17 protein-coding genes are annotated in these 16027 nt (G+C 41.6%); 11 read left to right on the forward strand and 6 right to left on the reverse strand.

All coding sequences use genetic code 11. The features are described 5' to 3' along the window. Positions 1-692 precede the first annotated feature (692 nt). From ychF to lolB, 6 genes are all read right to left on the reverse strand, one after another. Entirely contained in the window at positions 693-1784 is a 1092-nt protein-coding gene (ychF, locus tag PASHI_RS15030; RefSeq protein WP_054551655.1) for a redox-regulated ATPase YchF, read from the reverse strand. Positions 1785-1818: 34 nt separating this feature from the next. Next, entirely contained in the window at positions 1819-2403 is a 585-nt protein-coding gene (gene pth / locus PASHI_RS15035) for an aminoacyl-tRNA hydrolase (protein WP_082389177.1), read from the reverse strand. Between the two features lie 19 nt (positions 2404-2422). Then, positions 2423-3034 (reverse strand): 50S ribosomal protein L25/general stress protein Ctc, encoded by a 612-nt coding sequence (locus tag PASHI_RS15040; protein ID WP_062566197.1) that lies wholly within the window; start codon positions 3032-3034, stop codon positions 2423-2425. Between the two features lie 152 nt (positions 3035-3186). Beyond that, positions 3187-4134 (reverse strand): ribose-phosphate pyrophosphokinase, encoded by a 948-nt coding sequence (locus tag PASHI_RS15045; protein WP_054551652.1) that lies wholly within the window; start codon positions 4132-4134, stop codon positions 3187-3189. 79 nt (positions 4135-4213) lie between these two features. Further along, positions 4214-5080 (reverse strand): 4-(cytidine 5'-diphospho)-2-C-methyl-D-erythritol kinase, encoded by an 867-nt coding sequence (ispE, locus tag PASHI_RS15050; RefSeq protein ID WP_062566198.1) that lies wholly within the window; start codon positions 5078-5080, stop codon positions 4214-4216. 2 nt (positions 5081-5082) lie between these two features. Next, the gene (gene lolB, locus PASHI_RS15055) at positions 5083-5670 is read right to left on the reverse strand and encodes a lipoprotein insertase outer membrane protein LolB (protein ID WP_082710955.1); all 588 of its coding nucleotides are present in this window, start codon (positions 5668-5670) and stop codon (positions 5083-5085) included. 83 nt (positions 5671-5753) lie between these two features. Here lolB and hemA point away from each other — a divergent pair, with 83 nt between their 5' ends. The 11 genes from hemA to PASHI_RS15110 all read left to right on the forward strand — a co-directional run bounded on the left by hemA (position 5754) and on the right by PASHI_RS15110 (position 16024). Further along, complete coding sequence (gene hemA / locus PASHI_RS15060) at positions 5754-7010, forward strand: glutamyl-tRNA reductase (protein WP_054561815.1); 1257 nt, start codon at positions 5754-5756, stop codon at positions 7008-7010. A 7-nt stretch (positions 7011-7017) separates the two neighbouring features. After that, positions 7018-8103, forward strand: coding sequence for a peptide chain release factor 1 (gene prfA, locus PASHI_RS15065; protein ID WP_054551648.1), 1086 nt, complete (start codon positions 7018-7020; stop codon positions 8101-8103). Positions 8104-8105: 2 nt separating this feature from the next. After that, a complete protein-coding gene (gene prmC, locus PASHI_RS15070) occupies positions 8106-8948 on the forward strand; it encodes a peptide chain release factor N(5)-glutamine methyltransferase (RefSeq protein ID WP_062566200.1) in 843 nt (280 codons plus the stop codon). Positions 8949-8993: 45 nt separating this feature from the next. Then, positions 8994-10532, forward strand: a complete 1539-nt coding sequence (locus PASHI_RS15075; protein WP_062566201.1) for a response regulator — start codon at positions 8994-8996, stop codon at positions 10530-10532. Between the two features lie 21 nt (positions 10533-10553). After that, positions 10554-10928 carry a SirB2 family protein gene (locus PASHI_RS15080; RefSeq protein ID WP_062566202.1) on the forward strand — a complete coding sequence of 125 codons (375 nt, stop codon included), beginning with the start codon at positions 10554-10556 and terminating at the stop codon, positions 10926-10928. A 132-nt stretch (positions 10929-11060) separates the two neighbouring features. Next, a complete protein-coding gene (locus PASHI_RS15085; RefSeq protein WP_062566203.1) occupies positions 11061-11888 on the forward strand; it encodes a tetratricopeptide repeat protein in 828 nt (275 codons plus the stop codon). A gap of 15 nt (positions 11889-11903) precedes the next feature. Beyond that, on the forward strand, positions 11904-13157 hold the full coding sequence (locus tag PASHI_RS15090; RefSeq protein WP_062566204.1) for a DUF819 family protein: 1254 nt from the start codon (positions 11904-11906) through the stop codon (positions 13155-13157). A gap of 9 nt (positions 13158-13166) precedes the next feature. Next, the gene (gene kdsA, locus PASHI_RS15095; protein ID WP_054561809.1) at positions 13167-14021 is read left to right on the forward strand and encodes a 3-deoxy-8-phosphooctulonate synthase; all 855 of its coding nucleotides are present in this window, start codon (positions 13167-13169) and stop codon (positions 14019-14021) included. Positions 14022-14116: 95 nt separating this feature from the next. After that, positions 14117-15013, forward strand: coding sequence for a transcriptional regulator GcvA (locus PASHI_RS15100; RefSeq protein ID WP_054561808.1), 897 nt, complete (start codon positions 14117-14119; stop codon positions 15011-15013). 1 nt (position 15014) lies between these two features. Next, positions 15015-15659 (forward strand): alpha/beta family hydrolase, encoded by a 645-nt coding sequence (locus PASHI_RS15105; protein ID WP_062566205.1) that lies wholly within the window; start codon positions 15015-15017, stop codon positions 15657-15659. Then, positions 15656-16024: a DUF423 domain-containing protein gene (locus PASHI_RS15110; RefSeq protein ID WP_054551639.1), complete on the forward strand. Its 369-nt coding sequence runs from the start codon at positions 15656-15658 to the stop codon at positions 16022-16024. Before PASHI_RS15105 ends, PASHI_RS15110 begins: the two co-directional genes overlap by 4 nt. Positions 16025-16027 lie beyond the last annotated feature (3 nt).

Here is a 16027-nt window from a genome sequence, read left to right on the forward strand (position 1 = left end):
ACCTGTGACCCCATCATTATGAGTGATGTGCTCTAACCAACTGAGCTACTTAGCCATCTTTTTTGTTAGCACTTCATCGCTGAGTGCGGGGCGTATTATGCTGATATGACCTAAATCCGTCAACACCTTTTTTGCAAAAAAATGCTTATCAGTGTTTGTTTGCATTAAAATTAAGCTAAGTGGCGAAATTTCATTTAAATTGCTGTTTTTTTGACTGCAATTTATGAGTTTAATTCCCAAACGCATCGTAAGAGTTTTAAAACGTACATTTAAAGTTGCTTGATTTTCATACAAAAATCAAGTTTCAAAATTAGTTAGCGTGATCTTTTAGGTGATTTAAACATAAAAAAGTGAAAGCGAATGAATTTATATAGGCTATTTTGTCACTTAGGGGGCTTATTTTTACTTTTAAAATCCCCACAATTTGCTAATCGAGCAGTCAATAGGTCGCAAAATTGCTAGCGAGCTTTGAAATCCCCTCTAATTAACTGTTGTTATCACTCATTTGCTTTCGACGACGATTCACTGTTAAGCATAAATAACACCGTACATCACTAAAAAGAACAAGCAGAGGTAAGGCTGCAGAAGTATTACCCACCATGCTTTGATGATTTAGGGAAGGGTTAGTAATATTTAGGCAATAAAAAAGGCTCGTAATAACGAGCCTTTAATAATCGAATGAGCAAATATGCTTATACGTTAAATAAGAAGTTCATCACATCGCCGTCTTTAACGATGTATTCTTTACCTTCTTGACGCATCTTACCCGCTTCTTTAGCACCGCTTTCGCCTTTAAACGCAATGTAGTCGTCAAATGCGATAGTTTGTGCACGAATAAAGCCACGCTCAAAGTCAGTGTGGATTTTACCAGCAGCTTGTGGTGCAGTAGCACCTACTGGGATTGTCCATGCACGTACTTCTTTAACGCCAGCAGTGAAGTAAGTTTGTAATTTAAGTAACTCGTAACCACCACGGATCACTAAGTTAAGACCTGGTTCTTCTAAACCTAGGTCAGCCATAAATTCTAGTTTATCTTCTTCTTCAAGTTCAGATAACTCAGATTCAATCGCTGCACATACTGGAATAACAACCGCATCTTCTGCAGCGGCAATTTCACGTACTTTGTCTAGGTAAGGGTTATTTTCAAACCCATCTTCTGCCACGTTAGCAATATACATAGTAGGTTTGATTGTTAAGAAGTTAAGCGGCTTAATCGCTGCTTTTTCTTCTTTTGTTAGTTCTAAAGAACGTAACGTTAAACCTTCATCTAAGTGTACTTTTACTTTTTCTAAAACAGCATTTTGCTCTTTAGCGTCTTTGTCGCCGCCTTTTGCTTTTTTAGCATTACGAACAATTGCTTTATCAGCACTGTCCATATCAGCAAGTACTAATTCAGTGTTAATTACATCGATATCATCAGCAGGGTCAATTGTGCCAGCAACGTGAACAATGTTTTCGTCTTCAAAACAACGAACAACGTGACCAATCGCATCTGTTTCACGAATGTTTGCTAGGAATTGGTTACCTAAACCTTCACCTTTCGATGCGCCTTTTACTAGACCGGCAATATCAACGAATTCCATCGTCGTTGGTAAAATACGCTGAGGATTTACGATAGCGGCTAAATCATTCAAGCGCGCATCAGGAACCGGTACCACACCCGTGTTAGGCTCAATGGTACAGAAAGGGAAGTTAGCGGCTTCAATACCCGCTTTAGTTAGTGCATTAAATAGAGTTGATTTACCAACGTTTGGCAAACCAACGATGCCACATTTAAAACCCATAGTAAGATACCTTGTGTAATTTCATTAAAACGGATTAAGGTTTAAATGAATGTAGTCTGTTTTGTGCTTTTAACACACCATCTTTTGCAAGTATTTCCATACAACGAACTGCTTCGTCAACGGCGGCGTCCATTTTTTCTTGATCGTCTTTCGCGGCTTTACCTAGCACCCAGCCTGTTACCATTTCTCGGTGACCTGGATGACCAATGCCTATGCGAAGGCGCATGAAATCTTTTTGGTTTGCCATTTTCGCAATAATATCTTTTAAACCATTATGACCGCCGTGGCCGCCACCTTTTTTAAGTTTTGCAATCCCAGGATCTAAGTCCATTTCGTCATGAGCAACGAGAATGTTCTCAACAGGGATTTTAAAGAAATTAGCGAGACTACTCACCGCCTTACCACTTAAATTCATATAAGTTGTAGGGATCAGTAATTTAAATTCTTGGCCTTGAATAATCACTTTGCCGGTGAGGCCGTGATATTTAGGATCATGTTTGAGTGTGCAGTTATAACGTGCAGCCAGTTCTTCGATGAACCAAGCACCTGCATTATGGCGTGTGTTTGCGTATTCGGGGCCTGGATTAGCCAGGCCCACAAGCATTTGAATAGAATTCAAGGTGTTTACACCTTAAAAATTATTCTGCAGCGTCTTCTGAAGCTTCTTCTTCAGCTGGAGCTGCTTTGTTAGCTTTAACAGTAACAACTGACTGATCGTGATCAGCGCCTTTAGTTAGCTCAACAGATGAAACACCTGAAGGAAGTTTAAGGTCAGAAAGGTGGATTGAATCACCAGCTACTAAGTCTGAAACGTTAACTTCAACGAACTCAGGAAGTGCTTTAGGAAGACACGTGATTTCGATTTCAGTTAATTGGTGAACAACAGTGTTACCAGCTTTAGTTACTTTATCTTCACCGATGAAGTGTACAGGCACTTTAGTGTGAAGTTTGTGAGTAGCATCTACACGTTGGAAGTCTAAGTGAGTGATCTTAGGCTTGTACGGGTGACGTTGAATATCTTTAAGGATAGCTTCAACTGACTCGCCACCGATGTTTAAAGTAAGGATGTGCGTGTAGAAACCTTCGTCTTCTTGCGCTTTGATCATATCTTTGTGTGCAAGAACGATTGATGCAGCTTCTTTGTCAGCACCGTAAAGGATTGCAGGAACTTTATCTTCACGGCGTAGGCGGCGGCTCGCACCAGTACCTGTTTCTGTACGTAATTCTGCATTGTATGTGTAAGTTGACATAATGTCTCCAATAATTAATAGTCTTAGGGCCTTTGCGACCAAGGTCCCCAGCCAAAAGGCGCGCTATCATACCACCCCTTTCAGGGAAAATAAATAACGACTACAAAAAAAGCACCTAAGCGGTGCTTTTTTTAGTATTGCAGTAATGTTGATTAGTGTTCAAACATCGCTGAAATAGATTCTTCGTTGCTGATACGACGGATTGTTTCAGCAAGCATATCTGCAAGTGTAAGCACTTTGATTTTATCAATTGCTTTAAGCTCATCAGATAGTGTGATTGAGTCAGTTACGATAACTTCGTCAATGACTGAGTTACGAATGTTCTCAGCTGCATTACCAGAAAGTACTGGGTGAGTAGCGTAAGCAAATACGCGTTTTGCACCGTGTTCTTTAAGCGCTGCTGCTGCTTTACATAAAGTGCCACCGGTATCGATCATGTCATCAACGATGATACAGTCACGACCTTCAACGTCACCAATAATGTGCATTACTTGTGAAACGTTTGCTTGTGGACGACGCTTGTCGATAATAGCAAGGTCTGTGTCGTTTAATAGCTTAGCGATTGCACGAGCTCGAACAACACCACCGATATCAGGAGAAACAACAACAACGTCATCGAAGTCGCGTTCTTTCATATCTTCAAGTAGAACTGGGCTACCAAATACGTTATCAACTGGTACGTCGAAGAAACCTTGGATTTGTTCAGCGTGTAAATCAACCGTTAGAACGCGGTCAACACCAACACTTGAAAGGAAATCTGCAACTACTTTAGCTGTAATTGGTACACGCGCAGAACGCACGCGGCGGTCTTGACGTGAATAACCAAAGTAAGGGATAACGGCAGTAATACGTCCAGCAGACGCACGACGTAGGGCATCAACCATAACGATAAGCTCCATTAAGTTATCGTTAGTAGGGTTACAGGTTGATTGGACAATGAAAACGTCAGAGCCACGAACATTTTCATTAATTTGAACACTGATCTCACCGTCACTAAAACGGCCAACAACAGCATCGCCTAATTCAATATACAAACGTTTTGCAACTTTTTGAGCTAGCTCAGGTGTTGCGTTACCAGCGAAGAGCTTCATGTCAGGCACGGTAGGGTTCCTCAGGCACTGAATTTTGGGACTAACAGGCTATGGTAGGCACCAAAGCAGGTTAACATTTACTTGTACGTTACTTCATTTCAAAGTGAGCATTTAATGCTGTATGAGCAGGAGAAAGTGTAGCACTACTTGCAACAAAACCTGTCCATTTTTCTGGTAATTGAGCTAAAACTTGTTGTGCTTGTGCCTCGGTTGAAAACTCAGCAAAGCAGCAAGCGCCTGTACCAGTCATCTTTGACGGGGCGTATTTTAGCAACCACTGCAGGGCTTTTTCAACCTCGGGGCAGAGCTTTTTAACTAAAGCCTCACAATCATTGCCTAAATTTTCTGTTTGCCAGTCTGCTTTTAGCTTAGGTGTGTCGCGCTTTAAATCTGGGTGGGTAAAAATTTTTGCGGTGCTCACATGCTGCCCTGGATGCACCACACAGAACCAACTTTGCGGTAATTCAATATTTTCTAGTTGCTCGCCAATCCCATGTGCAATGGCAGTGTGACCATTTATAAACACTGGTACATCAGCGCCTAATTTCACCCCAAGCTCTGCTAATTCTGTAAGTGATAAATCACAGCCCCATAGTTTATTAAGAGCAAGTAGGGTAGTGGCGGCATCAGATGAGCCGCCGCCTACACCACCGCCCATTGGCAAACGTTTTAATAGCTTTATTGAAGCGCCTTGTTGGCAAATACAGTGTTGTTGTAATAAACGGGCTGCTTTATATATAAGGTTATCTGCAAGCTCAATACCGTTTGTATCACCAGTTACAGAAATATCTGGCTCGTTACTAACCGTAAAAGTTAAGTCATCACCAAACTTTAAAAAGGTAAATAAGGTTTCGAGTTCATGGTAGCCATCTGCACGGCGACCATTTATATGAAGGAATAAATTAAGTTTTGCAGGTGCTATTAAAGTTAGCGGGGCGGTTGAAGCGTGTGTCATGATTAATTTAACTGCCAATCATTAAGTTGAATTTTAATACGAATTTTATTGTTTTTAAGGCTTAGCTTAACAGGAAGCCAATAACCATCTTGTTTGATGTAATCTGAATAGCTAATTTGCCACTGTTGACCATTGTGAGCTTGCCAGATAAGACTTTTTAAACGGCCTTGCTCATCATAGCTGGCTTGGTCGTTTTCGACGGTGCCTTTTAGCCACTTTGCGGCATTATCCAATGGGATTGAAAAACCGGTTAAACGATATAACAACATTGAGGCATCACGGTCGGTATATACATTGTCGTCATACTCAAGCTCAGCACCTTGTGCATTTTGCTTTAAAGATAGAATACGGGTACCAATAAAACTGGTAAGTACCATGTCACTGTATTGCTCATCATGTTGCCAATTTAAATTGGCTGACTGGCGCTGCTCTGTACTAATAAATGCCATTTTGCCTTGCACTTGCCATTGAGCTTGTTGTTCTAATCGGCTTTTCCAGTCAGGATAAATGTAATCAACTGTTGAAATTTTTTGCGCACAACCGCCGATAAATAAAAAAAACATGAATAAAATCAAATATTGTTTAATCAAATGTCGTTCCTTACTTTCCATATTCCGCTGATTTTTGGTAAAATTAATGCCTTTACAGCTGGGCTTAGCAATATTTGGTACATATGACCATCGTAGCACTTGGTATAAATCACAAAACCGCATCCGTAGAATTACGCGAAAAAGTCGCGTTTTCGCCTGAGCAAATGTCTGAGGCGTTACAGCAATTAAGTGGTCATGCGCATTTTAATGAAGCGGTTATTGTTTCGACCTGCAACCGAACTGAAATCTATTGTAGCCTTGCCGAGCGTAATTCCCAAACCTTGTTGCGCTGGTTAGCCAGTTTCCATGGTTTGGATGAACAAGAACTGAGCAATAATATCTATTACCATGAAGATCACGAAGCAATTAATCACTTAATGCGGGTGTCTTGTGGTCTAGATTCGTTAGTACTCGGTGAGCCGCAAATTTTAGGGCAAATAAAACAAGCCTACCATAATGCAAAAACTCACGATGCCATTGGTGTAACCTTTGACCGTTTGTTTCAAAAAACATTTTCAGTGGCAAAACAAGTCCGTACCGAAACTGATATTGGTGCTAGCGCCGTATCTGTTGCCTATGCCGCGGTTAATCTTGCGAAACATATTTACGGCAAACTAGATAAAACTAATGTACTGCTAATTGGTGCAGGTGAAACGATTGAACTAGTTGCTAAGCACTTATATCAAAACGATCCGCAAAAAATAACGGTGGCAAACCGTACTATTGAACGCGCTAAAACCTTAGCCAGTGAGGTTAACGCGGATGTGATTGCACTTGCCCAGTTACCTGAGCGTTTACACGACGCCGATATTGTTATTAGTTCAACCGCTAGTACCTTGCCTATTATTGGTAAAGGGGTGGTAGAGCAGGCGTTGAAAAAGCGCCGCCATAAACCAATGTTATTTATCGATATTGCGGTACCGCGTGATATCGAAAGCCAAGTAGGCGAATTAGATGCTGCCTATTTGTATTCAGTTGATGACTTACAAGCCATAGTAAGCGAGAATATCGCCGCCCGTGAGCAGGCTGCGGAGCAAGCGCAAGCTATTATTCGCTCACGTACCGATGAATTTGCTATGTGGTTGCGTTCACTCGATTCGGTGGATCTTATTCGCCATTATCGCAACGATGTACAAGATATAAAGTCAGAACTTGTCGAAAAAGCTCTTGGCCAGCTACAAGCAGGTAAAGAGGCAGAAAAAGTAATACTCGAGTTGGCAAACAAACTGACCAACCGCTTGATGCACGCACCTACCCGTGCCATTCAAGATGCTGCTAAAAAAGGTGAAGCAGCGGAGTTAAGCCAATTAAAGAAAATGTTAGGTATTGATCAGGAATAGTCGTTAAATGAAAGAGTCTGTTTATAGAAAATTAGAAACCTTAGTTGAGCGTTATGAGGAAGTGCAAGCGCTACTAAGCGACCCCTCTGTGATCAGCGACCAAAATCGCTTTCGTGCCTTATCTAAAGAATACTCAGAATTAGAAGAAATCGTAAAAGCATTTTTAGCTTACCAACAAGCGCAAGATGATGTTGCTACAGCAGAAGAAATGTTAAAAGACTCTGATCCTGATATGCGTGAAATGGCGCAAGAAGAATACAAAGAAGCAAAAGCACAAATTATTGCATTAGAAGATGAAATCCAAATTCTAATGTTACCAAAAGACCCTAAAGACAATAATAACGTTTATTTAGAGGTTCGTGCCGGTACCGGTGGTGATGAAGCTGCTATCTTCGCAGGTGACTTATTCCGTATGTACAGCCGCTACGCTGAAACTAAAAAGTGGAAAGTAGAGGTAGTAAGTACTAACGAAGGTGAGCACGGCGGTTATAAAGAAGTTATTGCGCATATCTCTGGCGAAGGCGTGTATGGTCAGCTTAAGTTTGAATCAGGTGCGCACCGCGTACAACGTGTACCAGAGACAGAGTCGCAAGGTCGTGTTCATACCTCAGCTTGTACTGTAGCAGTTATGGCAGAAATTCCTGAAGCGGAAGCAATTGAGATTAACCCTGCAGATATTAAAGTCGATACCTTCCGTGCATCAGGTGCCGGTGGTCAGCACGTAAATAAAACTGACTCAGCAATCCGTATTACACACATTCCAACGGGTGTGGTTGTAGAGTGTCAGGATGAGCGTTCACAGCATAAAAACCGTGCCAAAGCGATGTCTGTACTAGGTGCACGTTTACAACAGGCTGAAGATGAAAAGCGTCAAGCGGCTGAAGCGTCAGAACGTCGTAACTTAGTAGGTAGTGGTGACCGCTCTGAGCGTATTCGTACTTATAACTACCCGCAAGGTCGTATTACCGATCACCGTATTAACTTAACACTTTATCGTTTGAATGAAGTGGTTGCCGGTGATTTAGGAAGTGTTATCGAACCTCTAATGCAAGAACACCAAGCTGACTTACTTGCTGCGATGGGCGATGAATAATCGTGCCACAAAGCATTGAACAAGCAATTGTTGCTGCAACGGCGTTGTTAACGCCTAGCAGCGACAGTGCTAAGTTAGACGCACAAGTCCTGTTATTGTCCATTCTTGATAAACCTCGTAGCTACTTATTTACCTGGCCCGAAAAACAACTTACCGAACAGCAACAACGTGATTTTGAACAAGCATGTCAGCGTCGTTTAAATGGTGAACCAGTTGCTCACATTGTTGGTTTCCGTGAATTTTGGAGTCTTCCTTTAAAGGTTAATCCAACAACTCTGATCCCAAGACCTGATACCGAAACATTAGTTGAATATGCTTTAGGCCTTGAGCTTCCTACTGCTGCAAACGTGCTTGATTTAGGCACTGGCACAGGGGCAATTGCCTTGGCATTAGCTAGTGAAATGCCTAATTGGCAGGTGACAGGGGTTGATAGAGTGGCTGATGCAGTTGAGCTTGCCCAAGAGAACAAACAACGACTCAATATTAACAACGCTACTTTTGCGTTGAGCAATTGGTTTAGTGCAGTAAGTACACAAAAGTTTGACCTAATTGTTAGCAATCCTCCGTATATTGAACATGATGATGAGCATTTAAGCCAAGGTGATGTTCGCTTTGAACCGCTCTCTGCATTAGTTGCAGATGACGACGGTATGGCTGATATTAAACAAATTATTACTATCGCACGTGACTATTTAGCAACAAATGGCTATCTTTTAATTGAACATGGCTACAAACAAAGTGTGAAGGTACAAGAATTTTTTGCACAAATGTCGTATAGCCATATACTTACAATTAAAGATCTTGGCGGTAATGACCGTGTAACGTTAGCACAATGGCCTAAATAACAATGAAGTGCACTGTGCGTACATAGCCTTTGAGGATCCCATAGAATGGATGATTTTTTGTTTTCGGATGAAGCACTTGATGAAGTAAATGAGGTGGTTCAGGGTAGTTGGAAAGTCATCGTCGTAGATGACGAGCCAGAAGTACATGCCGTAACAAAGCTTGCGTTGAGTGACTTTGAATTTCAAGATAAACGTTTAGAGTTTATCAGCGCCTATTCGGGTGAAGAAGCCAAGCAGGTAATTCAACAGCATCCAGATGCTGCTATCGTACTACTCGATGTGGTTATGGAAACCGACGATGCAGGCCTCAAAGTCGCTAAGTTTATTCGCGAAACCGCTAAAAATAATCACATTCGTATCATTCTTCGTACAGGCCAGCCTGGGCAAGCGCCAGAGCGCCAAGTTATCGTTAATTACGATATCAATGACTACAAATCAAAGACTGAACTAACAGCACAAAAACTATTCACTGTGGTGATGTCGAGCTTACGTTCTTACCGTGACATTTTATCGATTGAGCAATCTCGCCAAGGCCTCGAAAAAATTATTAAAGCATCGCGAGATATTTTTTCGACTCATTCTCTTGAAAGCTTTATTGAAGGGGTGATGCAGCAACTTACCTCATTGCTAGGTACTGTTGATCAAGCTATGTATGCAACAAGTTTAGTTGCCAGTAACCCGCAAGATAACCAAAAGAAGCTAGTCGTGTTTTCAGGGCGAGGTGAGTTTGAACGCAGTGAAGGCAAGGCGATTGAAGAAGTGCTTGATGAGGAGCAGTTACAAGCCTGTCAGCAAGCCTTGAGTGAAAAAACCATCGTCTACCGTGAAAACTATTTATTTGCTTATTGTTGTAGTGAATGTAATCACAACTCGATGCTATTTATATCCGGTATCCCGAAACATTTAACCGACACTCAGCGCCATTTGATTGAAATTTTCTCGCAAAATGTACAGCTGGCGTATGAAAATGTGCAGCTACAATCTGAAATTGAAGCAACACAGCAAGAGTTAGTATTTAGGCTCAGTGAAGCTTTAGAGCAACGTTCAACAGAAACAGGTAACCATGTAAAACGTGTGTCGCACATTTGTTATGAACTTGCCATGGGCTATGGTCTATCAAAACGCGAAGCAGAGCTTATTCGCTTAGCAGCACCATTGCATGATGTGGGTAAAGTGGGTATTCCTGATGCTATCTTAAATAAGCCTGGGCCTCTAACCGACGAAGAGTGGGCCATCATGCAACAGCATGCTGAAAAAGGTCATTTAATTTTAAAAGACTCAAATCGTGACATTGTTAATACAGGGGCGATTATTGCGTTATCGCACCATGAGCGTTGGGATGGTTCAGGCTATCCGAAAGGTTTAAAAGGTGAAGATATTCCAATTGCTGGTCGCATTGTGGCCTTAGCTGATGTGTTTGATGCACTGCGCCATAAGCGTTGCTACAAAGAGCCGTGGTCACTTGACGATGTAGTTAAAGAAATTAATGCGCAACAGGGTAAACAATTTGATCCTAAGCTAATCGAAGTGTTTAATCAGCGTGTTAAAGAAATTGAAGACGTACTTGTACGTTATCCAGATTAATTAAAATAAAATTAGGGGCATATGGATTATTTAGCAGTAAAACATACTCACATGTTATTTGCCGTGTTGAGTATTATCTTATTTTACGTTCGTTCTTTTTCACGCTTAAAGACGGGCGCTCTGGCAAAAAATAAAGTAGTTTTTATTGGCAGCCACAGTATCGACACATTATTACTTGTTTCTGCCGTGGCATTGATTGTAATGGCAGGTTTTAACCCACTTGAACAATCTTGGTTATTAGAAAAGATAATCTTAGTGGTTGCTTATATTGCGCTGGGCATTGTTGCAGCTAAGCAAAGTGCACAAGGCGCGAAGGTTGTATTACTTGCTATAACCACGCTTATTTTATTAGCAATTGGCTATTTAGCATCTGCAAAAACAGCACTTCTTTTATAACAAATCTCTAGGCGGTATTTGATGGCATTGGCTGTCGTACCGCTTTTTTATATCTCATCGCTCAGTATTGGTAACTTAGGGCAAAAGTAGGTAAACTAGCTGTTCGTTTTTGAAAGAGATGTAGCAGTATAAATGACCACCCCTTGGTTTGAAGATCAAAATGAATCCTATCAAGATGAGGCCTTTGACGCATTTTCTTCTAAAGTGCTTTATCGTTGTATCGACGCAGAATTAAAGTGGGATCAACAAGCTGATTTAACAGCCTGTTATGACACCCTTAATGAGCTTGAAAATACGGTAACAGCTCTTTGCGCTGAATTAAAAGAGCCACATGAGCGTCTCGATAAGTTACTTGATACCTTTTATCAGCAATGGCTGTTTAGCTCATCAAGCTTAAAAGTGCCTGAGTATACGTTAAATAGCTTTAGCTACACCATTACCATGCGCAGTGGCACACAAACCACGCTGGCAATTTTACTTTGTCATTTATTACAGCATGCTGAACTAGACGCCACAGTCACGCTTAGTCAGGGAGACGTGCATGTTCACGTTGGGATGAGTGATGAAGAAGGTTATTTAATTGAGCCAAGCACAGGTCAGCAGAGCTGGTATATAACACCAGAGAATGCCTGTGAAGAAAATGGCGATGAGCAAGAACCGCTTGAACTGATTTTTGAAGAAGAGCTGTATAAGCTGTATCTAGCCCAACAAAAATGGTCGTTTATCAGCGAAAGTAAATTTGGCCATGCTTTGCATTGTGTGGAAATGCTGATGGAATTACTTGGTGATGACCCGTATGAGCGTCGTGACCGCGGCTATTTACTTAATCAGCTAGATTGCCCAAAAATGGCACGTGATGATTTGCAGTACTTTGTTAATGAGTGCCCAGATGATCCTGCTATCGATGTTATTCAGCATCAAATTGCTGAAATAGAAGACAACAATAATACACACCACTAATTTAAAGGAACATTTATGACTGACGCCCACAGTGCGCTAATTACCAATGACGCAGTCGTACTTGGTTTGCTTGCCGTTATTTTGGGGTTTATTTTTAAAACCTCGCACAGTAATAATGCTGCCTGCCAAAAATTTTATAAATATGTACCGGCATTATTGCTTTGCTACTTTTTACCATCATTACTCAATACCTTTGGGATTGTTGATGGTGATTCTTCAAATGTATATTTTGTGGCGTCGCGCTATTTACTGCCAGCTTGCTTGATATTGCTTACCATTAGTATTGATTTAAAAGCGATCTTAAACCTTGGGCCAAAAGCGTTGATCATGTTTTTAACAGGCACCATGGGTATTGTTATAGGTGGCCCACTGGCTATCTTAGTTATGAGTGCCGTTTATCCAGAAGCTGTGGGTGGTCATGGCCCTGATGCTGTTTGGCGTGGTATGACAACCATCGCCGGTAGCTGGATTGGTGGCGGCGCAAACCAAGCTTCAATGAAAGAAATGTTTGAAGTAGGCGGCGATATCTTCTCTGCAATGGTGACTGTTGATGTGATTGTGGCTAACTTATGGATGGCCGTACTGTTATTAATGGCAGCAAACCATAAGGCGATTGATGCTAAAACAGGCGCAGATACGCGTGCAATTGAAGATTTAAAAGAGCGCGTAGAAAAGTATCATGCTGAGCATGCGCGCATGCCAACTCTAAATGATTACATGACGATTATCGCAATTGCCTTTGGTATTACAGGCCTTGCGCATTTTTGTGCTGACTTTTTAGGTCCGTTTTTTGGGGCTAACTTCCCATGGGCACAAGAGTACAGTTTAAACAGTAAATTCTTTTGGTTGATCGTTATCTCGACCACAATTGGTATTAGTTTATCGTTTACTAAAGTTCGCCATATTGAAGCTTTTGGCGCTTCAAAAGTAGCATCAAGCTTTTTATATATTCTTGTTGCTTCAATTGGCTTACACATGAATATTACCGCGATTTTTGACTCGCCAATGTACTTTGTACTGGGTGTGATTTGGATGATTACCCATGCAAGCTTAATGTTAATCGTCGCGAAATTAATTAAAGCACCGCTGTTTTATATGGCAGTAGGCTCTCAAGCAAATGTAGGCGGTGCAGCATCAGCACCTGTCGTTGCATCAGCTTTCCATCCGTCTCTTGCGCCAGTAGGTGTATTACTGGCTGTTTTGGGCTATGGTGTTGGTACCTATATGGCTTATATTTGTGGATTAATGCTACAAGCTGTTGCACCTTAAGGAATAGAAATGAACAACCAGTTAATTAAAATTAACGAGATTGAACTAGCCAACGACAAACCATTTGTATTGTTTGGCGGTATGAACGTACTTGAATCACGTGATTTAGCGATGCGTATTGCGGAGCATTACGTAGAAGTAACATCAAAGCTAAACATTCCATACGTTTTTAAAGCGTCATTTGATAAAGCTAATCGCTCTTCAATTAACTCATACCGTGGCCCGGGCATGGAAGAAGGTTTAAAAATCTTTGAAGAAATTAAATCTACTTTTAATGTGCCACTTATCACCGACGTACATGAGCCGCATCAAGCTGCTCCTGTAGCTGAAGTGGTTGATGTAATTCAATTACCGGCATTTCTTGCTCGTCAAACTGACTTAGTTGTAGCCATGGCAAAAACGGGTGCCATCATCAACGTGAAAAAACCACAGTTTTTAGCACCACACGAAATGCGTCATATCATTAAGAAGTTTAATGAAGCGGGCAACAACAATGTTGCACTGTGTGAGCGTGGTACTAGTTTTGGTTATAACAACCTTGTGGTTGATATGCTTGGTATGGATGACATGAAGCCTATGGCGCCGGTAATCTTTGATGCAACACACGCATTACAACGCCCAGGTGGCCGAGCTGACTCTGCGGATGGTCGCCGTGCGCAAGCTGCTGAACTTGCTCGCAGTGGTATGGCATTAGGTATTGCGGGTTTATTCATTGAAGCGCATCCTAATCCGAATGAAGCGAAATGTGATGGTCCATGTGCACTAGCACTAAGCAAGCTAGAAGGTTATTTATCGCAAATGAAAGCGGTTGATGACTTAGTTAAAAGCTTTGCACCACTCGATACCAGCGCAAGCGATTTATAAGTATTTAAGTATGAAAAAGGCGACCATGGTCGCCTTTTTTTATTTGTATCGCTATAATCGACGCATAAGAAAAACTAATTCTAAGTTTGGTGTTTATGTCTCGTCGTTTACCTCCTTTAAATGCACTAAAAGCATTCGAAGCCGCTGCCCGCCATTTGAGCTTTACCAAAGCAGCAGAAGAGCTATATGTAACGCAGGCCGCGGTGAGCCACCAAATTAAAACCCTTGAAGAGCATTTAGGTTTAAAGCTGTTTTTACGTAAGAATCGTTCTTTGCTGTTAACCGAAGAAGGGCAAGGCTACTTTTTAGATATTAAAGAAATTTTTACCCAGCTGATCGATGCCACAGAAAAACTACTTGCCCGAGGTGCGAAAGGTTCATTAACGGTAAGTTTAACGCCAAGCTTTGCGATTCAATGGTTAGTACCCAGACTTAGTTTATTTAATGAATTACATCCAGAAATCGACGTGCGAATTAAGGCGCAAGATCAGGATGAAAATTCACTTTCTGACGATGTTGATATTGCTATCTACTACGGCCGTGGTCACTGGAGCGGGGTGCAGACATATAAGCTGCACACTGAATACCTAGTGCCGTTATGTAGCCCATTGTTGTTAACGGGCCCTAAGCCGCTTAATCAACCCAGTGATTTAGCAAATCATACCTTATTGCATGATACGACACGTAAAAATTGGAAAACCTGGATGAAAACGGCAGGTGTACGTAATGTACAAGTTAACCAAGGGCCGATTTTTAGTCACTCATCGATGGTATTGCAAGCCGCGGTGCATGGTCAGGGGGTTGCAATTGGTAATAGCGTTTTAGCAAAACCTGATATTGATGCGGGCCGACTCGTCATTCCATTTAGTCACTCATTAGAAAGTAAAAATGCGTACTATTTAGTGATCCGCGAATCGCAAACAGAGCTTGGCAAAATAGTCTCTTTCAAAGACTGGATGCTGAGCTTAGTTGAACAAGAACAAGAGTATTAACATGTTACAGTGGTTTAAAAGTGCAACGGGCAAAGCCCGTGCACAGTTTATATTTGCCCATGGAGCAGGGGCAGGCAGTGATTCTGAGTTTATGCAAACAATGGCTAACTTGATTAGTCAGCATGGGATTGATGTAGCCTTGTTTGATTTTCAGTATATGCAAATTGCAAAAGAAACAGGCAAGCGTAGGCCACCCGAGCGTGCTCCTAAGTTACTTGCCTACTTTAGTGAAATTTTAGCCGAGCGCCAGCCAGAATTGCCGCTATTTATTGGGGGTAAATCTATGGGGGGGCGTATGGCTTCTATGCTCTGTACCGAGCAGAACCAAGCTCAAATTGCTGGCGTGGTTGCTTTTGGCTATCCGTTTCACCCACCGGGTAAACCCGAAAAACTTCGTATAGAGCATTTTGTTGATATGCCATGCCCTTTTTTAGTCCTGCAAGGTGAGCGTGATACGTTTGGGAATCAGCAAGAACTTGCTGAGCTTGAAATGGTTAATCCGCCAGAGATTAAATTTCTCAAAGATGGTGACCACTCATTAAAACCTCGTAAAAAAAGTGGCATTACAGAACAAGAAAACTTACAGCAAGCTGCAGATTATGCAGCGCAGTTTATTATGAATTTAGCGGCTGGAGATGCGCAATGATCAAACTATATTTAATGATTGGTAGCTTATTTTGCATGCTTTCGGTAATGCTTGGCGCATTTGCTGCTCATGGTTTAAAAAGCCGCGTTTCTGAGTATGCGATTGGAATTTTTAAAACCGCTGCTGAATACCAAATGGTGCATGGCCTTGCATTGATAGCAATTGCTATCTTAATTAAGTGGGGCATGAACTTAAGCTGGGCTGGTGGATTTTTTATCGCAGGTACCGTGTTATTTAGCGGTAGTTTGTATTTACTCGCACTAACGGGCATGAAGTGGCTTGGGCCTATCACCCCAATTGGCGGTGTTTGTTTTATTATTGGTTGGGCTATTTTGTTAGTTCAGGCAGCACGATATAAGTTTTAAGGG

It is taken from the genome of Pseudoalteromonas shioyasakiensis, assembly GCF_001550135.1.
Classification (GTDB): Bacteria; Pseudomonadota; Gammaproteobacteria; order Enterobacterales; family Alteromonadaceae; genus Pseudoalteromonas; species Pseudoalteromonas shioyasakiensis.